A 24,306-nucleotide genomic window follows, 5' to 3' on the forward strand; every position below is an offset into this window, starting at 1 on the left:
TCCCGCTGTTAGTTAAAGGGTTTCAGGTCGACACGCGCCATCATTGCGGCCAACTGGGTACGGTCGGTGATGCCGACGTTGCTCTGGCTCACCGCCAGTGCCGCGACTGCCGTTGCAAGACGGAGGGTGTGCTCGCTGGACTCACGCATCAGCAGGCCATAAATCAGGCCACCAACCATGGAATCACCCGCACCGACCGTGCTAACAACCTCAACTGAAGGCGGCTTGGCGAGCCACTCGCCGGACGCATTAACCCACAGCGCGCCTTCAGCGCCGAGTGAGATAACCACGTGAGCGATTCCTTGCTCACGCAGGGCGTGTGCAGCATCGATCACGTCTTTCATTTCAGGCAGCTTGCGGCCTGCCCAGATTTCCAGCTCGCGACGGTTTGGCTTCACTAACCATGGCGCGGCTTTCAGGCCCGCCACCAGCGCTTCACGGCTGCTGTCGAAAATGATGCACGGACATTGGCTGCGCAGGCGCGTCATCCAGTCGGTGAACGCTTCCGGACTCACGCCCGCAGGCAAACTACCGCTGACGCAGACCATATCGAACTGACCCAACCAGCTCAGGGAATCGTTAACAAAACGCTCCCAGTCCGCCGGCGTGACTTCAAAGCCTGAGAAGTTAAAATCGGTGACTTCACCGTCTTTTTCCGTCAGCTTGACGTTAATACGGGTACGTCCCTGCACCACCTGGAAACGGTTGGCGATGCCCAGCTCGCTGAACAGCTGCTGAAAACCGTCCTGGTTATCTTTGCCGAGGAAGCCGCCCACGGTCACATCGATGCCTAAGTCCTTCAGCACTTTGGCGACGTTGATACCCTTACCCGCGGCATGCAGCCCGGTAGTGCGCACCAGGTTAACTTCCCCGCGCTCAACTTCTGGTGTAAACCCTACCAAATCATAGGCCGGGTTTAAGGTAATTGTGGCTACTCTTCTGCTCATTTATGCGCCCTCCCCAAGGCCTGAAGCAATTGCTTCGCCAATGGCGTCCAGCGCCTGACGAGCATCATCACCCTGGGCGGTAAAGCGCAGACGATGACCTTTCTTAACCCCCAGCGCGACCACCTTCATCAGGCTGCGGCCGTTGGCAGGTTTACCGCTACCGTCAAGATTGGTGACGGTAATATCACTACTAAACTGTTTGATGGTATTCACCAGCATGGTGCCAGGACGGGCGTGCAGGCCGTGTTCGTTACGGATAACGAACTCTTCGCTCAGCACATCGTCAGCCGCCGCGTCATCTCTGGTCAGCAGCGCCAACAGCGTTGCGGAATCCGCTTTCAGCAGGCGTTCAGCTTTATTGTCCAGCAGCAGATTAACCAGGCGATTTAGCACCGCGGTCGGCTGCGCATCGGCCATCGCGACGGTGATAAGCACCGCGGCAGAGGCCTCGCCAACGTTGAATGGCGTCGCCGCACGGCTTACCGCAATGGCGCTGCGCAGGTTGCCTTCCGCGCTGTCGCTCAGCCAGATACCCTGTCCCAGATTCAGCGGTTGTTCGTTAATCACGCGCGCCACAAAGTTGGCATCTACCGCGTCAGCTTCTTTCAAGCGAGCGGCATTCAGCGCCTGTAAGGTCACCAGATCGCTGGCAGCAACATCCAGCGACAGCATGTCGTTATCGAGCTTCAGCGCTTCGCTAAGCTTCTCGCCCATCAGCAGCGCACGCAGCTCTTCTGCGGTGGTGGCGGTTTTCAGTTGTTCAGCCACGGCATCATCGCTCAGCACGTGGGTAAGCTGACGCAGCAGGCCAAGGTGTTCGTCGGAGCTCGCGGCAATACCAATCGCGACGTACGCCGTTTGCCCTTCGCCCCAGGTAACGCCCTGCGGGAACTGGTAAACCTGCACGCCGGTCTTCAGAACCTGATCGCGGGTATCGGTGGTGCCGTGCGGAATGGCAATGCCATTACCGAGGAAAGTGGAGGTTTGTTGCTCACGCGCCAGCATACCGGCAACGTAACCTTCAGCAACATTGCCTGCGCTAACCAACGCCGCTGCAACCTGCCGAATAGCCTCTTCTTTATTCGCGGCCTGCTGGCCGGGATGAATATCCTGAACAGTTAACTGGAACATGGTTCCCCTCGCTTTTCGAATTGAATCGATTCAGCTTTAGTGAGAAAAAATTGCCGTACTTAGCGTGATAAGTGCTGAAGACGACGCTGAAACGTTTCAATAATTTTGTGCCTTTCTTAATCAGCCTGCAAGTTATGCAGCAAACTTGATCGCAAAAATCAGATCTACTGCACATTTCATTAGCATTATCGCCACATCTGCTGAAGCGCACGGCGGCGCATCCTAACGGCGTCAGCAAGACGTAAGCTAGTTTTTTGAAATGGTCTTTTATTTTTTAGTGCCGAATTTGATTTAGGTTACTGTTCATTTTCTGAGTCCCGGCGTAAACTCCCCGCCTCTCCTAAAGTGACCGATAAAACAACATGCAAAACAGTACCGCCGCCGCCCCACGGCGATCGTTTGATTTCACCTCGTCATCGTTTCTGATTGTCGCGTTTTTGACCGGTATTGCGGGCGCTCTGCAAACGCCGACGCTGAGCCTGTTCCTCAGTAATGAAGTGCATGTTCGTCCGGCCATGGTAGGTTTCTTTTTTACCGGTAGCGCCATCATCGGCATCTTCGTCAGCCAGTTTCTGGCCAGCTACTCGGATAAACACGGCGATCGTAAAAACCTCATCGTGTTCTGCTGCCTGCTTGGCGTCATGGCCTGCGTGCTGTTCGCCTGGAACCGTAACTACTTTATCCTGCTATTTATCGGCGTGTTCCTCAGCAGCTTTGGTTCAACCGCTAACCCGCAAATGTTCGCCCTTGCCCGTGAACACGCGGATAAAACCGGCCGTGAAGCAGTCATGTTCAGCTCAATCATGCGCGCACAGGTTTCGCTGGCGTGGGTGATTGGCCCGCCGCTGGCCTACGCGCTGGCCATGGGATTTGGGTTTACCACCATGTATTTGTCGGCAGCCATGGCCTTTGTGGTCTGCGGTGCGATGGTCTGGTTTTTCCTGCCCACCATGCGCAAAGAGAAGGCCAGTATCAGCGGCAGCATTCAGGCCCCGCGCTCTAATCGTAGAGACACCCTGCTGCTGTTTGTGATTTGTACTCTGATGTGGGGCACCAACAGCCTGTATATCATCAACATGCCGCTGTACATCATCAACGAACTGCATCTGCCTGAGAAGCTGGCCGGGGTAATGATGGGGACCGCCGCCGGGCTGGAAATTCCGACCATGTTGATTGCTGGCTACTTTGCTAAACGTCTCGGGAAACGTTTCCTGATGCGCATTGCCGCAGTTGCTGGTCTCTTCTTCTATATAGGTATGCTGACCTTTAACAGCCCGATGCTGCTGCTGGCAATGCAGCTGTTGAACGCCATTTATATTGGGATTCTCGGCGGGATTGGCATGCTCTATTTCCAGGACCTGATGCCCGGACAGGCGGGTTCAGCAACTACGCTGTACGCGAATACTTCGCGCGTCGGCTGGATTATTGCGGGGTCACTGGCGGGGGTCGTGGCGGAAATCTGGAACTATCACACCGTGTTCTGGATTGCGCTGGCGCTGTGCATCAGCACCCTCGCATGCCTTGTACGAATTAAAGATGTTTAGGGCGCGGTCAGCGCTTCCAGATGCAGTAGCCAGGTCATTGCCTCAGTGCGGGTAGCGCCACACATATCACGCGCGGGCTGTAACCCAGCGCACACCTTAGGGCGCAGAGGCGATGCAAAGATTTTACAGCGCTGACGTTCGTCGAGCTGTATGCAGGGCGTATTGGCCGGTTTGCCGTCAGGCATGCCGGGAATAGGGCTGGATATAGAAGGTGCTGTGCAGCAGGCGCCGCAGTCGGGACGACATTCCATCGCGGGCTCTCTGTTCTGCCAGGGTCTGTTGAAGCGCACAGTACCACCTTTTAGTCAGAGATAGCAAAAGCCTTTATTTCCTCTTGCCTGAAACGCCCGGCACGAGTACTTTTACGCGATATTTTCGACACCCTTTTTCACAGGATAATTGCAATGCCAAGAGCGAACGAAATCAAAAAAGGTATGGTGCTGAATTACAACGGCAAACTGCTGATTGTCAAAAACATTGATATTCAGTCTCCGAGCGCCCGCGGCGCAGCAACGCTGTACAAAATGCGTTTTTCCGACGTCAGCACCGGTCTGAAAGTTGAAGAACGTTTTAAAGGCGATGACATGGTTGATACCGTGACGCTGAACCGCCGTTTCGTTGATTTCTCTTACATCGACGGCAACGAATACGTGTTCATGGATAAAGAAGACTACACCCCGTATATCTTCGCTCACGACCAGATCGCTGACGAACTGCAGTTTATCCCGGAAGGCGGTATGCCGGACATGCAGGTTCTGCTGTGGGATGGCCAGGTTCTGGCGCTGGAACTGCCGCAGACCGTAGACCTGGAAATCGTTGAAACCGCACCGGGCATCAAAGGCGCATCCGCCAGCTCCCGTACCAAACCAGCCACCCTGACCACCGGTCTGGTTGTCCAGGTCCCTGAGTACCTGACCACCGGCGAAAAAATCCGCGTTCATATCGAAGAAAAACGCTATATGTGCCGCGCAGACTAAGCTCTGGTTACGTAAAAGAAAAGGACAGCCAATGGCTGTCCTTTTTGTTTTCTTGCTGCCACGTTCCCGTGAAAGGGAGTCGCGAAATTACAGCAGATCGCGGAACTTGGTGGTTTTCAACGCCAGCTCAACGCCGCGGACTTCCGCCAGACCTTTCAGGCGACCAATCGCCGAGTAACCCGGGTTGGTTTTCTTCTTCAGATCGTCCAGCATCTGGTGACCGTGGTCAGGACGCATTGGGATTGGACGCAGATCGCCCGCTTTCTTACGGCGCTGCTCTTCGGTCAGGATAGCATCAACCACCGCAACCATATTCACGTCGCCCTGCAGATGCGCAGCTTCATGGAAGGTTTTCGGGTTCTCTTCACGGCAGGTAGAACGCAGGTGCGTGAAGTGAATGCGATCGCCGAAGGTTTCAATCATTTTCACCAGATCGTTATCCGCGCGCACGCCGTAAGAACCGGTACACATGGTGAAACCGTTATTAATGCTGTCGACGGTCTCTTTCAGCCACTGCATATCTTCGATAGTCGAAACGATACGCGGCAGGCCGAGGATCGGACGCGGTGGATCATCTGGGTGTACGGCCAAACGCACGCCGACTTCTTCAGCCACCGGAACAATCGCGCGCAGGAACACAGCCATGTTTTCACGCAGCTGTTCTTTACTGATGTGATCGTATTCGGCAAGACGCGCACGGAACTGGTCAAGGGTATAGCCCTCTTCCGCACCCGGCAGGCCAGCAATGATATTGCGGGTTAGCTTGGTTACTTCCGCTTCGCTCATTGCGGTGAAGTAAGCCTGAGCCTGGCGCTGCTCCTCTTCAGAATAATCATTCTCTGCGCCTTCGCGCTTCAGGATATGCAGCTCGAAAGCGGCAAACGCGATCTGGTCAAAACGCAGCGCTTTTGAGCCGTCTTCCAGCGTGTACTCCAGATCGGTACGCGTCCAGTCAAGGATTGGCATAAAGTTGTAGCACACGGTATCGATGCCACATTCAGCCAGGTTGCGGATGCTCTGCTGATAGTTAGCAATCCAGGTTTTATATTCACCGGAGTGAGTTTTGATATCTTCGTGCACCGGAATACTTTCAACAACGGACCAGGTCAGCCCCTTCTCAGCCAGAATCGCCTGGCGCTGTTTGATTTCTTCAACCGGCCATACCAGGCCATTCGCAATGTGGTGTAATGCCGTGACAACGCCCGTCGCGCCAGCCTGACGCACATCATCAAGAGATACCGGATCGTTCGGGCCGTACCAACGCCAGGTTTGTTCCATTGCCTAACCCTCTAAAGTTGTTATACCAATAAAATCACTGTCAATGACGACTACCATACAGGCTTATTCGCAACGGTCAATAAATCCGCCTGGATTGATTGATCCAGCTCACACTAACGCGATAAATACGGCACACCAATTCAATTTGCTGTCATATAACTTTACACTGACGGCGTTAATTAATCGTTAATCGGATGTGTACACAATGAATACAATAGCCTCTGTCGCCCTCCCCGCCAGCGTGCAGTTACCGCAATATGATAGACAACAGCTGCGCTCGCGGATTGTGCATTTCGGTTTTGGCGCCTTCCACCGTGCGCATCAGGCGTTATTAACCAACCGGGTGCTGAACCAGCATGGCGGTGACTGGGGCATTTGTGAAATCAGCCTGTTTAGCGGCGATGTGCTGATGAGCCAGCTGCGTCAGCAGGACCATCTGTTTACCGTGATGGAAAAAAGCGCAGCCGGTAATCAACCGATTATCATTGGTGCAGTAAATGAATGCCTGAATGCGAAACTCGATTCGCTGGCGGCCATCATTGAGAAATTTTGTGAACCACAGGTCGCCATTGTCTCGCTAACCATCACCGAGAAAGGCTACTGCATCGACCCGGCAACCGGGCACCTCGACATCACGCAGCCGCGGATCGTCCACGATCTGGCCTCGCCTGGCGAACCCCATTCCGCACCCGGCATTCTGGTTGAAGCGCTATATCGCCGCCGCGAACGCGGGCTGCCGGCCTTTACCGTGCTCTCCTGCGATAATATTCCGGATAATGGCCACGTGGTAAAAAATGCGGTGCTGGATATGGCGGCACGACGCTCTACCGAATTGGCTAAGTGGATTGCCGAACACGTCAGCTTCCCTGGCACCATGGTGGATCGCATCGTGCCAGCGGCGACTGAAGCCTCACTGGCAGAAATCACCCGCGAACTGGGCGTGGAAGACCCTTGCGCCATTAGCTGCGAGCCGTTTATTCAATGGGTCATTGAAGATAACTTTGTTGCCGGACGCCCGGATTGGGGCAGCGCAGGCGCACAGCTGGTCGATGACGTTCTGCCGTGGGAAGAGATGAAGCTGCGCATGCTTAACGGCAGCCATTCATTCCTTGCCTATCTGGGTTATCTGGCCGGCTATGCGCATATTAGCGACTGTATGCAGGATGAGTCCTACCGGCGCGCTGCGCGTCACCTGATGATGGCCGAGCAGGCACCGACTCTGGGCATTACCGGCGTTGACCTTAGCGCTTACGCCGACAGCCTGATCGAACGTTTTAGCAACCCGGCGCTTCAGCACCGTACATGGCAAATCGCTATGGACGGCAGCCAGAAGCTCCCACAACGCCTGCTCGACGGGATCCGTATTCATCTGCGTGATGGCCGCCGCTGGCCGCTGCTGGCGCTGGGCGTTGCCGCCTGGATGCGCTACGTCAGCGGCGTGGATGATGCCGGTAACGCCATAGATATCCGCGATCCGCTGGCGGAAAAAATTCAGGCGCTGGTTAAAAACAGCAATGACGATAATCGTGTCGCAACGCTATTAACGCTCCAGGAAATCTTCGGCAACGACCTGCCGGCTAACCCACAGTTCGTCCAGGCTGTCAGCCTGGCCTGGCAAAATCTGGCCCAGCAAGGCGCGCGCCAGGCGCTGCTGACGGCGCTCAACAGCTAAGGTTTCCTCCTCAGGTGGGCGGGTTACCGCCGGCCCACCGCAAAGCTTCGCTTTTCGTCGTCTTTTCCCCAGGATAAAGTGATCGCGTTAACACTTTTCCTTTGTGGAGTTTTCGTGACTAAAACCAATCTGATCACCGGTTTTCTCGGCAGTGGGAAAACGACCTCTATTTTGCACCTTCTCGCCAACAAACCTGCCGACGAAAAGTGGGCCGTGCTGGTGAATGAATTTGGCGAAGTGGGCATCGATGGCGCGCTGCTCGCCGACAGCGGCGCACTGTTAAAAGAGATCCCCGGGGGCTGCATGTGCTGCGTCAACGGCTTGCCGATGCAGGTGGGTCTCAACACCCTACTGCGTCAGGGGAAGCCCGACCGCCTGCTGATCGAGCCCACCGGTCTTGGTCATCCTAAACAGATCCTCGATCTGTTAACCGCCCCGGTTTACGAGCCATGGATCGATCTGCGCGCCACGTTATGCATCATGGATCCACGCCAGTTGCTGGACGAGAAGATCGTTAACAACGAAAACTTCCGCGATCAGCTTGCCGCCGCAGACATAATTGTCAGCAATAAGTCCGACCGCGCTACGTCGGAAAGTCGCCAGGCCATGACTGAATGGTGGCAAAAGCATGGCGGTGAACGCCAGCACCTGGAAACGACACAGGGCAATATTGATGTCGCACTGCTCGAGACTCCGCGCAGCAACCTGACCGAACTTGCGGCAAGCGCAGCCCATGCGCACTCGCATCCCTCGAATAAAGGTTTGGGGGCATTAAGTTTGCCGGAACATCAGCGCTGGCGTCGCAGCGTCAATCAAGGACAGGGCTATCACGCCTGCGGATGGATTTTTGATGCCGAGACGCAGTTTGACACCATTGGCCTGCTAGAATGGGCGCGATTGGCGCCGGTTGCGCGGCTTAAAGCGGTGATGCGCATTGCCGAAGGGCTGGTACGTATTAATCGCCAAGGCGCTGATCTGCATATTGAGACTCAGAATGTCGCACCGCCAGATAGCCGCATTGAGCTGATTAATGATGCTGAAACCGACTGGAATGCGCTCCAATCTGCACTGTTGAAACTTCGTTTAGGGTAATGCCGCTAAGGTTGCCAGCGAGATTAATTGCTGTGAAGACGATAATGCGTACACGCTTTCCCTTAATTTTTATGCTTAACGCCGCTGGTGTGGCGTTATTCCTGTCCTGGTACCTGCCCATCAACCACGGGTTGTGGTCAACAATCGATGTGGCAATTTTCCGTTTCTTTAATCAGGGACTGAATGCCGGTAACCTGACCTACGCGTGGTTTTTAGCCATTATTAATAACCGCGCCTTTGACGGCTGTTCACTGCTGGCCATGGGTTGCCTGATGCTGAGCTTCTTGCTCAAAGAAGACACGCATGGCCGCCGGCGGATCGTCATTATTGGCCTGGTCATGCTGCTGGCCGCGGTGATTATCAATCAGCTAGCCCAGCATTTAATACCGGTGACCCGCAGTAGCCCATCGCTATCAGTCCCTGGCGCGCATCGGGTAAGCGACTACGTGGCCTTTAATACTAAAGATGGCTCCCGTGATAGTTTCCCGGGCGACCATGGCATGATGCTGCTGATATTCGCCTGTTTTATGTGGCGCTATTTCGGCGTAAAAGCATTCCTTATTTCGCTGGTTATTTTCGTGATCTTTGCGTTTCCTCGCGTAATGATCGGCGCGCATTGGTTCACCGATATCGCCGTCGGGTCGTTAACTTCTGTGTTGATTGGCGTGCCATGGGTTCTGTTGACGTCGTTAAGCGATAAAGCCATTAAGTTATTCGAGTGCAACTTACCCAAATTGGGCAAAATAAAAGCGACCAATAAATAACCATTGCTTCTGACAGCGCAGGCGAAAGGTGAGCATCTTTCGTCTGTTTTTTTATCTCTCCTATTTCCGTCATCATCCTGTCATAACATTCATGTTTACAATGAACAGGTTGCCCGTTTTTCATACTCTACCGACGCAATTTTAGCCATTCACATTTGCTAACTTTCTATATCAGTATTTCTTATAAAAAATCAGGCAAAAGCACTCGCAATGCCCCTTTTGTTAAGGTACTCTCATTTGCGTTTGTCGTTTCAAAGAGCAATTATTCTGGCCATTAATTAAAGTTTTGTGCGCTGTACCACAAAACTGAATTCAAAGAATTGTCTCATTGATTGCGTGTATTTAGTCTCAGACGCGTTTGGCATTTTTTATAACGACTCTGTCGTTAAGGACTTCAAGGGAAAACAACGAAAATGGTCAAATCTCAGCCGATTTTGAGATATATCTTGCGAGCGATTCCAGCAGTAGCAGTCGCGGTTCTGCTTTCTGCATGTAGTACAACCAGTAATACCGCTAAGAACATGCATTCTGAGACGCATGGTGTGGGTAGCGAAGACACTTCTTCACTGCAAGCCTCTCAGGATGAATTTGAAACCATGGTGCGTAACCTCGACGTGAAATCCCGTCTGATGGATCAATACGCAGGATGGAAAGGTGTTCGTTACCGTCTGGGCGGCGACACCAAACGAGGCGTTGACTGTTCCAGCTTTGTGCAGCGCACATTCCGTGAACAGTTTGGCTTAGAGCTGCCGCGTTCCACATGGGAACAGCAGGAAACAGGTAAATCTGTTTCACGCAGCCAGCTTCGCACCGGTGATTTAGTTCTGTTCCGTGCGGGCTCTACCGGTCGCCACGTTGGCATTTATATTGGCAACAACCAGTTCGTTCATGCATCCACCAGCAGCGGTGTGACGATTTCCAGCATGAATGAGCCATACTGGAATAAACGTTACAACGAAGCTCGTCGCGTCCTGAGCCGTTCGTAATGCCGTTTACCGTCAGTTTCCCTTGGCTGGCGGTAAGCATAAAAAAAGCACTGCCCTGGCAGTGCTTTTTTTATGCTTCATCAGTATTCTTTTCTTTAGAGTTCCGTAGCATAGAGAAGTAGTATGTTTACTCGTCAAAGGTCAATTAACCGCCGGACCATTCTCGCCAGCATTGCGACTGGCCTGCTCGTTGCCCTTGTCTGCGGGGCGGTTCAGTATTCTATTTTCCATCACCGCCGTTCCGTTCAGTTTGACGTCACCATTTCCAGCCTGCAAAACTATCTGGATAACTACTTCAGCCAGATTCTGGTTACCATGGACTCTCTGCAGCCGCTCACCTTAAATCACTGCGAAGAAGTATCCTCAGAATTAACCGCTCGCGCGGCATTCAGCATGAACGTACGGGCATTTTTGCTGGTCAAAGATCAGGTGGCGTACTGCTCTTCAGCAACCGGTCCGATGGAGCTGCCGCTAAAGGATCTGGTGCCGGATCTCGATCTCAACAAAAATCACGTCATGGGCATTTTACCCGGCACGCCAATGATGCCGACAACCCCCGCCTTCGTGCTGTGGGTGAAAAGCCCACTGCTGGAAAATCGCGGCATATTTGCCTCGATTAACGCCAACCTGATGCCCTGGGTGCTCTACTCCGCGAAGCAGAGCCCGTACAATGGCGTGGCGCTGGTGGTCAATGGTAAAACGGCCATTTCGACATTCAGCAACAAACCCCTTCCCCTCAGCGCCATCACCGATACCGCGGTCAGGCACGTGAAGGTCAAAGGCGTACCGCTGGAAATTTATCTCTACAGCAATGTTGCCGGGACCGATAACTCTCTGTACTCCATTTTGCTGGGACTCACCTGTGGTTTACTCGGCGGGCTTCTGTGCTTCTATATCCTTACCATGCACTCCCGTCCGGGCAAAGAGATCCTCTCCGCCATTAAGCATCGCCAATTCTACGTGGTCTACCAACCGGTGGTGGATGCAAAACACCAACAGATTGCCGGTGTTGAAGCCCTGATGCGCTGGTCACATCCTTCGGCGGGAAATATTCCTCCTGACGCGTTCATCAGCTTTGCTGAAGCCCAAAATCTCATCGTGCCGCTGACGCACCATCTCTTTGAGCTGATTGCTCGCGATGCGCCACTGTTGAAAGATGTTCTGCCGCCGGGCGCTAAACTCGGCATCAACATTGCACCTGGCCATTTGCTTGCCGACAGCTTCCAGCAGGATATTCGCCGTCTTAATGCGAGTCTGCCGGAAAACTATTTCCAGTTGGTGCTCGAAATTACCGAACGCGACATGCTGAATCAGGAAAAGGCGATGAGCCTGTTTACCTGGCTACGCGGTGAAGGAATTGAAGTGGCAATTGATGATTTTGGCACCGGCCATAGCGCGCTTATCTATCTTGAGCGCTTCACCCTCGATTACCTGAAAATTGACCGTGGTTTTGTCAATGCGATTGGCCGTGAAACCATCACCTCTCCTGTCCTTGATGCCGTATTAACCCTTACCCACCGCCTGAATCTGGTGACAGTGGCAGAAGGCGTCGAAACGGAAGAACAGGCGGCCTGGCTGCGTGAACACGGTGTCGATTTCTTACAAGGCTACCTGATAAGCCGCCCATTGACCTTGCAACAGCTGATTGATGAACATCGTAAGCCAGCAAAGTATTTCACAAGTGTATGAACCTCATTTAAGATTCACCGACAAAAGCCTGTTCAATCAATGCGTTTAATACGGGGGGTAGCCAAGTCGTGATCATAGCGCGTATCTGTTTTGCCCTGCTGATAATGTGTAGCCTGCCTCTTCAGGCGCAGATGATTAAAGAAAGCTATGCATTCGCCGTGATCGGCACCCCGAAATATGCCGTCAGCTTTGATCACTTTGATTACGTGAACCCTGCAGCCCCTAAGGGCGGAAACATTACGCTCGCGGCGCTGGGCACCTTTGATAACTTCAACCGCTATGCGCTCCGCGGTAACGCTGCCGTTCGCACGGACTCCCTGTATGATGCCCTGTTTACCACCTCAGACGACGAAGCCGGAAGCTACTATCCACTCGTCGCCGAGCACGCTCGCTACGCCGATGACTATTCGTGGGTTGAGCTGATGATTAATCCTCACGCGCGTTTCCACGACGGCAGCCCTATTCTCGCCAGCGACGTGGCATTCACCTTCAACAAATTTATGACCGAAGGCGTGCCGCAGTTTCGCCTGATCTACAAAGGCACCACCGTCAAAGCCATTGCGCCGTTAACCGTGCGCATCGAACTGGCTAAGCCGGGCAAAGAAGATATGCTGGGGCTGTTTACCCTGCCGATCCTGCCGGAAAAGTTCTGGAAGGATCATAAGCTCAGTGATCCGCTCAGCTCCCCACCGCTAGCCAGCGGCCCGTATCGCATTAGCGATTGGAAAATGGGGCAGTATATTGTCTACTCGCGAGTCAAAGACTACTGGGCGGCAGAGCTGCCGGTTAACCGCGGACGTTGGAATTTCGACTCCCTACGCTATGACTACTATCTCGATGATAACGTGGCCTTTGAAGCCTTCAAGGCAGGTGCATTCGACGTTCGCACTGAGAGCAGCGCCAAAAACTGGGCCACGCGCTACATCGGTAAAAACTTTGCTAACGGTTATATCGTTAAGGATGAGCAGAAAAATAATGCCGCACAGGACACCCGCTGGCTGGCGTTTAATATTCAGCGTCCCGTCTTCAACGACCGCCGGGTGCGGCAAGCCGTCAGTATGGCATTTGATTTCGAATGGATGAACAAGGCGCTGTTTTACAATGCCTATAGCCGCGCCAGCAGCTATTTCCAGAACACCGAATACGCTGCGCGCGATTACCCCAAAGCGGACGAGTTAACGCTGCTGGCGCCGTTAAAAGCGGAAATACCGCCAGAAGTGTTCACCTCAATCTACCAACCGCCTACCTCCAACGGCGACGGCTTCGACCGCGAGAATCTGTTGGAAGCAGGTCGCCTGCTGACCGAGGCAGGATGGGTGCTAAAAGGCCAACAGCGCGTCAACACGCAAACCGGTCAGCCTCTGCGCTTTGAGCTGCTACTGCCATCCGGCGGCAACGACCAATGGGTGATGCCGTTCCAGCACAATTTACAGCGCCTTGGCATCACCATGGATGTGCGCCAGGTGGATATCTCACAGATAACTAACCGCCTGCGTAAACGCGACTACGACATGATGCCAAGCCTGTGGCGTGCAGCCCCCTGGCCCAGCGCCGATTTGCAGATCTCCTGGTCGTCGGAATACATAAACTCCACCTATAACGCCCCCGGCGTCGCCAGCCCGGCAATCGACAGTCTGATCAACCAGATCATCCGTTGGCAGGGCAACCAGCAAAAACTCATTCCTTTAGGACGCGCGCTGGATCGCGTCCTGACCTGGAACTATTACATGATGCCGATGTGGTTTATGTCCGGCAGCCGAATCGCCCATTGGGATAAATTTTCATACCCGGGTATACACCCACTCTACAGTTCTGGCCCCGATGCTCCCGGCTTTGACACCTGGTGGTATGACGTTAACAAGGCGGCAAGGCTGCCCGCGTCCCGACGCTAAGGAGAATTTATGGGTGCATACCTGATCCGCCGCCTGCTGCTCATCATCCCTACCCTGTGGGCCATCATCACCCTCAACTTTTTTATCGTGCAGATAGCCCCCGGCGGCCCGGTGGACCAGGCCATTGCGGCCGTGGAGTTTGGCCATCAGGGCACCTTACCCGGCGGCGGTGGCGGCATGGGCGGCGGTCAATCGCGAGTTGGCGTCAGCAACATCGCCGAGAGCCAATATCGTGGCGGGCGCGGTCTTGATCCGGAAGTCATCGCTGAGATCACCCAGCGCTACGGTTTCGACAAACCGCTGCACGAGCGCTATTTCAAAATGCTCGGTGACTATTTACGCTTCGATTTCGGCAACAGTCTGTTTCGTAACGCGTCAGTGATGCAACTTATGAAAGAGAGCCTGCCGGTATCGGTCTCGCTTGGCGTATGGAGTACGTTAATCATTTACCTGGTGTCGATTCCACTCGGTATCCGTAAAGCGGTGTACAACGGCAGTCGTTTTGATATCTGGACCAGCACCGGCATTATTATCGGCTACGCCATTCCGGCATTTTTATTCGCGATAGTGCTGATCGTCTTTTTCGCCGGCGGCAGCTATTACGATATCTTCCCGCTGCGTGGGCTCGTCTCGGCTAACTTCGCCACCCTGCCGTGGTATTCAAAAATCACCGACTATCTCTGGCACATCACCCTGCCGGTGCTGGCGACGGTAATTGGCGGCTTTGCCGCACTCACCATGCTGACCAAAAACTCGTTTCTCGATGAGATTCGCAAACAGTACGTGGTAACCGCCCGGGCAAAAGGGGTAAGTGAGCGCCAGATTCTGTGGAAACATATCTTTCGCAACGCCATGCTGCTGGTGATTGCCGGCTTCCCCGCCACCTTCATCAGCATGTTTTTTACCGGCTCGCTGCTGATTGAAGTGATGTTCTCACTCAATGGACTGGGGCTGCTCGGCTACGAGGCCACCGTCTCGCGCGATTACCCGGTGATGTTTGGTACGCTTTATATCTTCACGCTCATCGGCCTGCTGATGAATATCGTCAGCGACATCAGCTACACGCTGGTGGATCCGCGCATTGATTTTGAGGGCCGCTAATATGACATTAAGTGCCGTCAACCAGGCGCGCTGGGCGCGCTTTCGCCACAACCGCCGCGGCTACTGGTCTTTATGGATTTTCGCCTTGCTGTTTATCTGCAGCCTCTGTGCTGAACTGATCGCTAACGATCGTCCACTGCTGGTGAGCTATCAGGGCAACCTGTATACCCCTGTCTTGAAAAACTACAGTGAAAAAACCTTTGGCGGCGAGTTCGCTACCGCGGCTGATTACCAGGATCCCTGGCTGCAGCAGCGGCTGGAGAACAACGGCTGGGTGATATGGGCACCGATTCGTTTTGGAGCCAGCAGCATTAACTACAGCACCGTGACTCCCTTCCCTTCACCACCGTCCAGACAAAACTGGCTCGGTACCGATGCCAACGGCCGGGACGTAATGGCCAGGATCCTCTACGGCACCCGTATTTCGCTGCTGTTTGGTCTGATTTTTACCCTCTTTGCCAGCGTGATGGGCGTGGTGGTAGGCGCAATCCAGGGGTATTACGGCGGTCGTATCGACCTGTGGGGCCAGCGGTTTATTGAAGTGTGGTCAGGAATGCCGACGCTATTTTTGATTATTTTGCTCTCAAGCGTGGTGCAGCCAAACTTCTGGTGGCTGCTGGCGATTACCGTGCTGTTTGGCTGGATGTCGCTGGTTAGCGTGGTGCGGGCTGAATTTCTACGGACGCGTAACTTTGACTATATTCGAGCGGCGCAAGCGCTGGGCGTCGGCGACCGCAGCATTATTCTGCGCCATATGCTGCCCAATGCGATGGTTGCGACGCTCACCTTTATTCCGTTTATCTTGTGCAGCTCAATCACGACCCTGACCTCGCTGGATTTCCTCGGCTTTGGCCTGCCGCTCGGTTCCCCCTCATTGGGTGAGCTGCTGCTACAGGGTAAAAATAATCTCCAGGCCCCATGGCTTGGGATCGCCGGCTTTTTCTGCGTCGCCACCCTGCTGTCGCTGCTGATTTTCATTGGCGAAGCGGTGCGCGACGCTTTCGATCCTTCTAAGGCGGTATAAGATGCAACAGCCACTTCTGGAAATCGATAACCTCAGCATAGCCTTCCAGCAGCAGGGCCAGCTCACAACCGTGGTGAAAGAGCTGTCGCTGTCGGTCAACGCCGGGGAAACGCTGGCGCTGGTCGGTGAATCCGGTTCTGGAAAGAGCGTATCGGCGCTGTCCATCCTGCGTCTACTGCCGGAACCCCCGGCCTGCTATCCAACCGGCGACATCCGTTTTCACGGCGAGTCTTTACTGCATGCCAGCGAACGGTCCCTGCGTGGCGTTCGCGGTAACCGCATTGCGATGATTTTCCAGGAACCGATGGTGTCGCTTAATCCGCTACACAACCTGGAAAAACAGCTTTATGAAGTACTTTCCCTGCACCGTGGAATGCGCAAAGAGGCCGCGCGCGGAGAGATCCTCGATTGCCTTGACCGGGTAGGCATTCGCAATGCGGCAAAACGACTCACAGACTTCCCCCACCAACTTTCCGGCGGCGAACGCCAGCGTGTGATGATTGCCATGGCCCTGCTCACGCGCCCGGAGTTGCTGATTGCCGATGAACCCACCACCGCGCTGGATGTTTCGGTGCAGGCGCAAATCCTCCAGCTTTTACGCGAACTGCGCGTAGAGCTGAACATGGGAATGCTGTTTATCACCCACAACCTCAGCATCGTGCGCAAGCTTGCCGATCGCGTTGCGGTCATGCAGCATGGCCGCTGCGTCGAACGCAACGAGGCGGCGGCGCTCTTTGCGAAGCCCGAGCATCCGTACACCCGTAAATTACTCGACAGTGAACCGACGGGGGAGCCGATTCCCCTCGCGTCTGATGCCGCACCGCTGCTGGAAGTCAACCAGCTCAGCGTCGCGTTCCCTATCCGTAAAGGCATTCTGCGCCGGGTCGTGGATGAGAATCAGGTGGTCAAAGAGGTGAGCTTTACGCTGCGGGCGGGTGAAACGCTGGGATTGGTCGGTGAGTCAGGTTCTGGCAAAAGTACCACCGGGCTGGCGCTTTTACGGCTGATTACCTCGCAGGGCGATATTGTTTTCGATGGCGAGGCGCTTCAAGGCCGCACGCGCAAACAGATGCTGCCACTGCGCCACCGGATCCAGGTAGTATTTCAGGATCCCAACTCATCGTTAAACCCACGCCTGACGGCGCTACAAATTATCGAAGAAGGCCTGCGCGTGCATCACCCCACGCTCTCCGCAGCCGAGCGCGAACAGCAGGTGATTCAGGTCATGCAGGAAGTGGGATTAGACCCTGATACCCGCCAGCGGTATCCTGCGGCGTTCTCCGGAGGGCAGCGCCAGCGTATTGCGATTGCCCGCGCGCTGATTCTGAAACCGCAGCTAATCGTACTGGATGAGCCTACGTCATCGCTCGATCGCACGGTGCAGGCGCAGATTCTGGCATTGCTCAAGGCGCTACAGGAGAAGCATCGGCTGGCCTATATCTTTATCAGCCACGATTTGCAGGTCATTCGTTCGCTGTGCCACCAGGTCATCGTTCTGCGGCAGGGAGAGGTCGTCGAGCAAGGTGAGTGTCGGCGCATTTTTGCAGCACCGCAGCAGGAATATACGCGTCAGCTCATTGCGCTGAGCTGACGGTTAAAACGGATTGTTGCCGGAAAAAGGTTCGGCAATCGCCACGCCGAAATTTTTCAGACGGCAGGTTGCAGCAAACTCATCCTGGCGTTTAACAAACAGGCACGGCTCCCCTTCGCACTCGAGTACCGAGCAGTCGACGGAGATATCGCTTAACGCCTGGCTTAATGAGTGCATGACTGGCCACGCTTTATCGCCGTCCGGGCTTAATAATTTAAGCGCCACCAGCGTGTTGTCATTTGACGTGCCGTTTTGCGGAATCGGTTCAACTTTCGAACCTGCAAAACCCGCAGACCAACGATAGTCCTGCGGCAGTCGATGTACGATTGAGAGCTGAAATGTCATTACGTTCTTTCCCCGGAAGCAAAGTGCTTCACAATTATTTCACATCCATATTAACACATTGTTGACAAATCGTCCTGCATCCAGAAAAAAAACGCCAGCATTCAACATTCTTCCTACGACATAGTTCGATGCACTGATGCGTTTTCGCGCTATATGTACCCGTTTCTGTGATCTAACACAACCTTTTTATCTACAACAATGTGACTTTTTACATAAGTGGATTTTACATAAAAGAAACATTACACCCTATCAGAAATACAATTTCTGTTGATGTTTATCAAAAAAGGGGCGCATTTGGCCCCTGGAATGAAAGATTACTGCGCGGTTTTTCGAGGACGGCTGGCGTAGCGGTAGAAGAGAATGGAGCAGGTAGCACAAAGGGCGATGGAAATCAGCATCGGCCAGGCGGTGGTAAAGGTTGCCATGGACAGCAGCGCACCAACAATCGCGCCGATACCAAAGCGGAACGTGCCCGCCAGCGATGACGCCGTTCCGGCCATATGCGGAAACTCATCGAGGATCACGGCCATCGCGTTTGAGGAGACCATCGACACGCAGCCGATAAATACCGCAATCCCCAGCACCAGTGACCAGAATCCAACGTCCAACAGCGCACACGCCACCATCCACAGCGCCATCACAAACTGGATTGTCAGCCCGGCGCGGAACATCCACAGCGCGCCCATTCGGCGAACGAAACGGCTATTGATGGTGGTCATGACAAACAAGAAGACGATATTCAGCGCGAAGTAGTAGCCAAAATGCTGCGGCGACACGTGGTTTAGCTCGATATAAACAAACGGCCCCGCGCTTAAAAACGAGAACATGGCCGCAAAGCTAAAGCCGCTGGCGAGCATATAGGAAAGCACGCGCTTGTGGCGGAACAACGAGGCAAAGTTGCCAAGCGTGGTGCGTAAATGAAACGGCTGACGCTTTTCAACGGCCAGGGTTTCATCAATAAAGAAGTAGACCATGGCCGACGCCAGCAGCGCTGCTACCGCCAGGATCCAGAAGATGGCGTGCCAGCTAAACCACACCAGCACGGCCCCCCCCACGATAGGAGCCACCAGCGGGGCGATGGTCGTCACCAGCATCACGAACGACATCATGCGCGAAAACTCTTCTTTCGGGTAAATATCGCGCATCAACGCATTGATCACCACGCTTGCCGCCGCAGCCGCCAGGCCGTGGAAGAAGCGGGTAACAATCAGATAGTCGATCGTCGGCGCCAGCGCACAGGCCGCCGCCGCGGTCGCAAAGATCAGCGTACCGCCGAGGATCACCGGCTTACGCCCAAGACTATCCGCCATTGGGCCATACAATAGCTGCCCCACCGCAAACCCAAGAATATAGGTGCTGAGGGTCATCTGTGCACTGCCCGCCGGCACGCCGAACTGCGCCGAAATGACCGGTAGCGCCGGAAGGTACATATCGATCGACAGCGGCATGAGCATGGCCAAAAGGCCAAGAATAAACACAATACTTAACGACGAGCGCGGCCTGGACGTCACAATCTACCTCGATGGTTTGTTAGCGCTCTGGCGCGCCAACGCTGGCAATTTCTGCTTCGGTGAGCGGGCGGTATTCACCCGGCTCCATATCAGGATCAAGCGCAATTGCGCCAATGCGTTCGCGATGCAGACCAATGACGCGGTTGCCCACGGCGGCAAACATACGTTTCACCTGGTGGTAGCGCCCTTCGGTAATGGTCAGACGCACTTCGGTCGGGGTGATCACTTCCAGCACCGCGGGCTTGGTCAGTTCTTTCTCGTTGTGCAGCTGAACGCCTTTCGTAAACTGCTCGGCGGTATCATCGCTGACCGGATTTTCCAGCGTCACCAGATAGGTTTTTTCACAATGATGGCGCGGAGAGGTGATACGGTGCGACCACTGACCATCGTCGGTCATCAGAACCAGACCGGTGGTATCGATATCTAAACGTCCGGCGGCATGCAGCTTGTACGCCACTGGCTCATCGAGGAAATAAAGCACCGTCGGGTGATCGGGATCGTCGGTTGAGCAGACGTAGCCCTGAGGTTTGTTCAGCATAAAGTAGCGCGGGCCGTTTTGCTGGGTCAGCGAGTTGCCTTCGTAGGCAACCTCGTGTTCAGGCAGCAGTTTAAATGCCGAATCGCGCACCACTTCGCCATCGATAGTCACGTGGTTGCCGCGGATCTGACGCCCGGCAATAGCACGGCTGACGCCGAGTTGCTGAGCGATAAACTTATCAAGTCGCATGAAGTATTTTTAGCCTGTAATAGTGCCGGGTGTCGGACTCAGCGTCCGAAAAATGGGGTAGTAACAATCGGTAAGTATAACGGGCTTGTCATGTCACTCAAGTGAAAAGATTCATGGCATACTATTTGGCAGTTAAGGACAATCATCACGCTAATGACTTTTACACTACGCCCCTATCAACAAGAAGCGGTCGACGCGACCCTAACCTATTTTCGCCGCCATACGCAGCCTGCGGTTATCGTGTTACCGACCGGAGCAGGAAAGAGCCTGGTTATCGCCGAACTGGCGCGGCTGGCGCGTGGCCGCGTACTGGTGCTGGCCCACGTCAAAGAGCTGGTTGCGCAAAACCATGCGAAATACCGCGCGTTGGGGCTCGAGGCCGATATCTACGCGGCCGGCCTGAAGCGCAAAGAGAGCCACGGTAAAGTGGTGTTTGGTAGCGTGCAGTCCGTGGCCCGTAATCTGGACCATTTTCAGGGTGAGTTCTCACTGCTGATTGTCGATGAGTGCCATCGGATCAGCGACGACGATGACAGCCAGTATCAGCAAATCCTCACTCACCTCGGCAAAGTGAATCCTCACATTCGCCTGCTTGGCCTGACGGCCACGCCGTTCCGCCTGGGTAAAGGATGGATTTATCAGTTTCACTATCACGGCATGGTGCGCGGAGATGAAAAAGCGCTTTTCCGCGACTGTATTTACGAACTGCCGCTGCGCTACATGATCAAGCATGGTTACCTGACGCCGCCGGAGCGGCTGGATATGCCGGTCGTTCAGTACGACTTCAGCCGCCTGCAGGCCAACAGCAACGGTCTTTTTAGCGAAGCCGATCTTAATCGCGAACTAAAACAGCAGCAGCGCATTACGCCGCACATTATCAGCCAGATTATTGAGTTCGCCCAAACGCGCAAAGGGGTGATGATTTTTGCTGCCACCGTCGAACACGCCCGGGAGATCACCGGCCTGCTGCCCGCCGACGATGCAGCGCTGATTACCGGTGAAACCCCAGGCCCGCAGCGCGATGAACTGATCGAAGCCTTCAAACAGCAACAGTTTCGCTATCTGGTTAACGTTTCCGTCCTGACCACCGGTTTTGATGCGCCGCACGTTGACCTGATTGCCATTCTGCGTCCGACCGAATCCATCAGCTTATATCAACAGATTGTCGGCCGCGGCCTGCGTCTGGCGCCAGGGAAAACCGACTGCTTAATTCTCGACTACGCCGGTAACCCGCACGATCTCTACACGCCGGAAGTCGGCTCGCCCAAAGGCAAAAGCGATAATGTTCCGGTACAGGTTTTTTGCCCAGGCTGCGGTTTTGCGAACACGTTTTGGGGCAAAACGACCGCCGACGGTACCCTCATCGAACATTTTGGTCGCCGCTGTCAGGGCTGGCTGGAGGATGACGAAGGCCATCGCGAGCAGTGCGACTACCGTTTTCGTTTTAAAAACTGCCCGCAGTGCAACGCCGAAAACGATATTGCCGCCCGCCGCTGCCGCGAGTGCGATACGGTGTTGGTTGACCCGGACGATATGCTGAAAGCGGCGCTGAAGCTGAAAGATGCGCTGGTGCTACGCTGTAGCGGCATGACGTTGCAGGATGGAATGGATGATAAAGGCGGCTGGCTGAAAATCACCTATTACGATGAAGACGGTGCCGACGTCAGTGAGCGCTTCCGTTTGCATACGCCGGCGCAGAGAACGGCCTTCGAGCAGCTATTTATCCGCCCTCATACCCGCACGCCGGGCGTGCCGCTGCGCTGGATAACGCCGGCCGATATCATCGCCCAGCAGGCGTTATTGCGCGCCCCCGACTTTGTCGTTGCCCGCCAAAAAGACAGGTACTGGCAGGTACGCGAAAAAGTATTCGACTATCAGGGACGCTTTCGTCGCGCCGGCGAGCTACGCTAGCCGCCGGGCTGTTTTACCCACAGCAGGCTGTCTGTGGCGAAACCGAGGCCACGGGCGATATTCAGGTAATTCTGCCGCACCTGTGGCGGCAACGTTGGCGTACGCGACAGGATCCATAAATAGTCGCGATTCGGGCCGCTGACCAGCGCGTACTGGTAGTCATCGTCCAGCGCAATCACGTTGTAACCGCCGTAAAATGGCCCGAAGAAGGAGACTTTGAGCGCGGCGGTGGTTGGCGCGCCGGTGAAGTAAGCCTTCCCTTCGCTCTCTTTCCAGACGCCTTTTTGTGGGTCAAAACCGCGATTTAATACCGAAATACCGCCATCCTGCCGTTTACCGTAGGTGGCGGTCACCTGCTCTAGCCCCCGTTCGAAGCGGTTTTCCAGGCGAGCAACTTCGTACCACTTGCCTAAATAGCGGCTGGCGTCGAAATGGTTAATCGGCGTCACGCCGCTTGGCGGCGTCGGTGAACGACAGGCCACCAGCGCCAGTGAGACCGCGACACCGGTCAAAACGGGCCATAGTTTCATGCAACCTCCTTTGCGAACAATGAGTTCGTTAAGTGTAGAGGATAAAAAAACTGACGCGGCCAGAAACGGAAGAATCTATGCTTTAGTGATAACGCACGGTTAAGGAGATGAAATGATGATCAGTAAACCGACACTGGGGATTAGCGGTTGCCTGACCGGCGCGGCGGTACGTTTTGATGGCGGACACAAACGGATGGGCTTTGTGATGGATGAACTCGCCGAGTGGGTGACCTTCAAACCCGTCTGCCCGGAGATGGCGATTGGCCTCCCCACACCTCGCCCGGCGCTGCGACTCGTCAACACGACCGCCGGGGATACCCGATTACGCTTTAGCCTCGATCTGGATAAAGACGTTACCGAGAAAATGCAGCATTTTACTGACGGCTATCTGCCTAATGCTGCCGAATATGCCGGCTTTATTGTCTGTGCCAAATCGCCAAGCTGCGGTATGGAACGGGTGCGACTATATGATGAACAAGGGAATCGCGGAGCCAAAGAAGGCGTTGGCTTATTTACCGCGGCCCTTCGCCAGCGCTACCCATGGCTGCCTATAGAGGAGGACGGGCGACTGCACGACCCGATTTTGCGTGAGAATTTCGTCGCCCGCGTATTTGCGCTGCATGAACTCAATGCCCTGCGCCAGGATGGGCTTAGCCGCGGTGCTCTGCTGGCGTTTCACAGCCGCTATAAACTGCATCTGTTGGCACACAGCCAGCCGGGATATCGAAAAATCGGCCCGTTTATCGCCCGTATTCATGAGTGGGATGACCTGGAGGCCTTTTTTATTGCCTATCGGGAAAAGCTGATGGCCATTTTGCAGCAGCCCGCGTCGCGTAAAAACCACACCAACGTGCTGATGCATATCCAGGGGTATTTCCGCGAGCAGCTCAATGTGCGTCAGCGGGCCGAACTGCGCGATGTGATTGTTAACTATCACGCTGGACGTCTGCCCATTCTCGCCCCGCTGACGCTGCTACAGCATTATCTGGCTGAGCACCCGGATGATTATCTGCTGACGCAAAAGTATTTCTCCCCCTACCCGGACAGCCTGCGCCTGCGCTTAACCGCCAACTGATTCGCCCTTCGCAAGCCATATCGCCACCCAGCCTTGATCGGGTGGCTCCGCCTCTCGGCCAATTCGATGTTTTCATTGCCCAATGGGGAATTGGGGGCTATAATGCCGCCCGCTTTCACATCCGTGAAGCAGATCAATTGCCTGCTGCTGGGTCGCCTGTAGCAGGATTTATATAGAGAGCTATCAATGTTTACTTTCAATGCAGAAGCACGTAAAGAGCAGGGTAAGGGTGCGAGCCGCCGCCTGCGCGCAGCTAACAAGTTCCCAGCTATCATTTATGGTGGCGAAGCAGCTCCGGTTGCTATCGAACTGGATCACGACAAGCTGTGGAACCTCCAGAACAACGCTGAATTCTACAGCGAAGTTCTGACCATCGTTGTTGATGGTAAAGAAGAAAAAGTTAAAGCTCAGGCTGTACAGCGTCACCCGTTCAAGCCAAAGCTGGCTCACATCGACTTCGTTCGCGCTTAATCGCAAACCAGTCAACGTGACCGAAGAACGGCTCCTTACGGAGCCGTT

Annotated in this window: 22 protein-coding genes; 14 read left to right on the forward strand and 8 right to left on the reverse strand. The window is 54.5% G+C overall.

Annotated features, from left to right (window positions below; all coding sequences use genetic code 11):
- Positions 1 to 8: 8 nt before the first annotated feature.
- Positions 9 to 947, reverse strand: a complete 939-nt coding sequence (fruK, locus tag KCR01S_RS01700) for a 1-phosphofructokinase (protein ID WP_061279419.1) — start codon at positions 945 to 947, stop codon at positions 9 to 11.
- Positions 948 to 2,078, reverse strand: coding sequence for a fused PTS fructose transporter subunit IIA/HPr protein (fruB, locus tag KCR01S_RS01705; RefSeq protein WP_061279420.1), 1,131 nt, complete (start codon positions 2,076 to 2,078; stop codon positions 948 to 950).
- Between the two features lie 362 nt (positions 2,079 to 2,440).
- On the opposite strand from fruB, the gene setB reads away from it, so the two are divergent.
- Entirely contained in the window at positions 2,441 to 3,622 is a 1,182-nt protein-coding gene (gene setB / locus KCR01S_RS01710; RefSeq protein ID WP_061279421.1) for a sugar efflux transporter SetB, read from the forward strand.
- Here setB and KCR01S_RS01715 read toward each other — a convergent pair.
- Entirely contained in the window at positions 3,619 to 3,873 is a 255-nt protein-coding gene (locus KCR01S_RS01715) for a YkgJ family cysteine cluster protein (RefSeq protein WP_061279422.1), read from the reverse strand. The two genes, setB and KCR01S_RS01715, sit on opposite strands and share 4 nt — an antisense overlap.
- Positions 3,874 to 4,026: 153 nt before the next feature.
- On the opposite strand from KCR01S_RS01715, the gene yeiP reads away from it, so the two are divergent.
- The gene (yeiP, locus tag KCR01S_RS01720) at positions 4,027 to 4,599 is read left to right on the forward strand and encodes an elongation factor P-like protein YeiP (RefSeq protein WP_061279423.1); all 573 of its coding nucleotides are present in this window, start codon (positions 4,027 to 4,029) and stop codon (positions 4,597 to 4,599) included.
- 87 nt (positions 4,600 to 4,686) lie between these two features.
- Here the strand turns inward: yeiP and uxuA are convergent, their stop codons facing one another.
- Positions 4,687 to 5,877 carry a mannonate dehydratase gene (uxuA, locus tag KCR01S_RS01725; protein ID WP_052285139.1) on the reverse strand — a complete coding sequence of 397 codons (1,191 nt, stop codon included), beginning with the start codon at positions 5,875 to 5,877 and terminating at the stop codon, positions 4,687 to 4,689.
- Between the two features lie 205 nt (positions 5,878 to 6,082).
- Here uxuA and KCR01S_RS01730 point away from each other — a divergent pair, with 205 nt between their 5' ends.
- The 9 genes from KCR01S_RS01730 to yejF all read left to right on the forward strand — a co-directional run bounded on the left by KCR01S_RS01730 (position 6,083) and on the right by yejF (position 17,688).
- Positions 6,083 to 7,549 (forward strand): mannitol dehydrogenase family protein, encoded by a 1,467-nt coding sequence (locus tag KCR01S_RS01730; RefSeq protein WP_061279424.1) that lies wholly within the window; start codon positions 6,083 to 6,085, stop codon positions 7,547 to 7,549.
- A 114-nt stretch (positions 7,550 to 7,663) separates the two neighbouring features.
- Positions 7,664 to 8,641: a CobW family GTP-binding protein gene (locus KCR01S_RS01735; protein WP_061279425.1), complete on the forward strand. Its 978-nt coding sequence runs from the start codon at positions 7,664 to 7,666 to the stop codon at positions 8,639 to 8,641.
- A gap of 44 nt (positions 8,642 to 8,685) precedes the next feature.
- Entirely contained in the window at positions 8,686 to 9,405 is a 720-nt protein-coding gene (locus KCR01S_RS01740; protein ID WP_061279426.1) for a phosphatase PAP2 family protein, read from the forward strand.
- Positions 9,406 to 9,818: 413 nt separating this feature from the next.
- The gene (gene mepS, locus KCR01S_RS01745; protein WP_052285135.1) at positions 9,819 to 10,391 is read left to right on the forward strand and encodes a bifunctional murein DD-endopeptidase/murein LD-carboxypeptidase; all 573 of its coding nucleotides are present in this window, start codon (positions 9,819 to 9,821) and stop codon (positions 10,389 to 10,391) included.
- Positions 10,392 to 10,514: 123 nt separating this feature from the next.
- Entirely contained in the window at positions 10,515 to 12,080 is a 1,566-nt protein-coding gene (locus tag KCR01S_RS01750) for a cyclic di-GMP phosphodiesterase (protein ID WP_061279427.1), read from the forward strand.
- A gap of 104 nt (positions 12,081 to 12,184) precedes the next feature.
- Positions 12,185 to 13,972: an extracellular solute-binding protein gene (locus tag KCR01S_RS01755; RefSeq protein WP_061279469.1), complete on the forward strand. Its 1,788-nt coding sequence runs from the start codon at positions 12,185 to 12,187 to the stop codon at positions 13,970 to 13,972.
- 9 nt (positions 13,973 to 13,981) lie between these two features.
- Complete coding sequence (locus KCR01S_RS01760; RefSeq protein ID WP_061279428.1) at positions 13,982 to 15,073, forward strand: microcin C ABC transporter permease YejB; 1,092 nt, start codon at positions 13,982 to 13,984, stop codon at positions 15,071 to 15,073.
- A gap of 1 nt (position 15,074) precedes the next feature.
- A complete protein-coding gene (locus KCR01S_RS01765; protein ID WP_061279429.1) occupies positions 15,075 to 16,097 on the forward strand; it encodes a microcin C ABC transporter permease in 1,023 nt (340 codons plus the stop codon).
- A 1-nt stretch (position 16,098) separates the two neighbouring features.
- Positions 16,099 to 17,688: a microcin C ABC transporter ATP-binding protein YejF gene (yejF, locus tag KCR01S_RS01770; RefSeq protein ID WP_061279430.1), complete on the forward strand. Its 1,590-nt coding sequence runs from the start codon at positions 16,099 to 16,101 to the stop codon at positions 17,686 to 17,688.
- 3 nt (positions 17,689 to 17,691) lie between these two features.
- Here the strand turns inward: yejF and KCR01S_RS01775 are convergent, their stop codons facing one another.
- From KCR01S_RS01775 to rsuA, 3 genes are all read right to left on the reverse strand, one after another.
- Positions 17,692 to 18,033, reverse strand: coding sequence for a YejG family protein (locus tag KCR01S_RS01775; protein ID WP_061279431.1), 342 nt, complete (start codon positions 18,031 to 18,033; stop codon positions 17,692 to 17,694).
- Between the two features lie 314 nt (positions 18,034 to 18,347).
- Positions 18,348 to 19,544, reverse strand: a complete 1,197-nt coding sequence (locus KCR01S_RS01780) for a Bcr/CflA family multidrug efflux MFS transporter (RefSeq protein ID WP_061279432.1) — start codon at positions 19,542 to 19,544, stop codon at positions 18,348 to 18,350.
- A gap of 19 nt (positions 19,545 to 19,563) precedes the next feature.
- Positions 19,564 to 20,271, reverse strand: a complete 708-nt coding sequence (gene rsuA / locus KCR01S_RS01785; protein WP_061279433.1) for a 16S rRNA pseudouridine(516) synthase RsuA — start codon at positions 20,269 to 20,271, stop codon at positions 19,564 to 19,566.
- A gap of 153 nt (positions 20,272 to 20,424) precedes the next feature.
- Between rsuA and radD the strand changes: the two genes are divergently transcribed.
- Positions 20,425 to 22,182, forward strand: coding sequence for a DNA repair helicase RadD (gene radD, locus KCR01S_RS01790; RefSeq protein WP_061279434.1), 1,758 nt, complete (start codon positions 20,425 to 20,427; stop codon positions 22,180 to 22,182).
- Here the strand turns inward: radD and KCR01S_RS01795 are convergent.
- Positions 22,179 to 22,712: a lipocalin family protein gene (locus tag KCR01S_RS01795; protein ID WP_061279435.1), complete on the reverse strand. Its 534-nt coding sequence runs from the start codon at positions 22,710 to 22,712 to the stop codon at positions 22,179 to 22,181. The genes radD and KCR01S_RS01795 overlap by 4 nt on opposite strands.
- A 115-nt stretch (positions 22,713 to 22,827) precedes the next feature.
- Here KCR01S_RS01795 and KCR01S_RS01800 point away from each other — a divergent pair, with 115 nt between their 5' ends.
- On the forward strand, positions 22,828 to 23,787 hold the full coding sequence (locus tag KCR01S_RS01800) for a YbgA family protein (protein ID WP_061279470.1): 960 nt from the start codon (positions 22,828 to 22,830) through the stop codon (positions 23,785 to 23,787).
- A 186-nt stretch (positions 23,788 to 23,973) separates the two neighbouring features.
- On the forward strand, positions 23,974 to 24,258 hold the full coding sequence (rplY, locus tag KCR01S_RS01805; protein WP_061279436.1) for a 50S ribosomal protein L25: 285 nt from the start codon (positions 23,974 to 23,976) through the stop codon (positions 24,256 to 24,258).
- Positions 24,259 to 24,306: the final 48 nt, after the last annotated feature.

The organism is Kluyvera cryocrescens NBRC 102467, assembly GCF_001571285.1.
Classification (GTDB): domain Bacteria; phylum Pseudomonadota; class Gammaproteobacteria; order Enterobacterales; family Enterobacteriaceae; genus Kluyvera; species Kluyvera cryocrescens.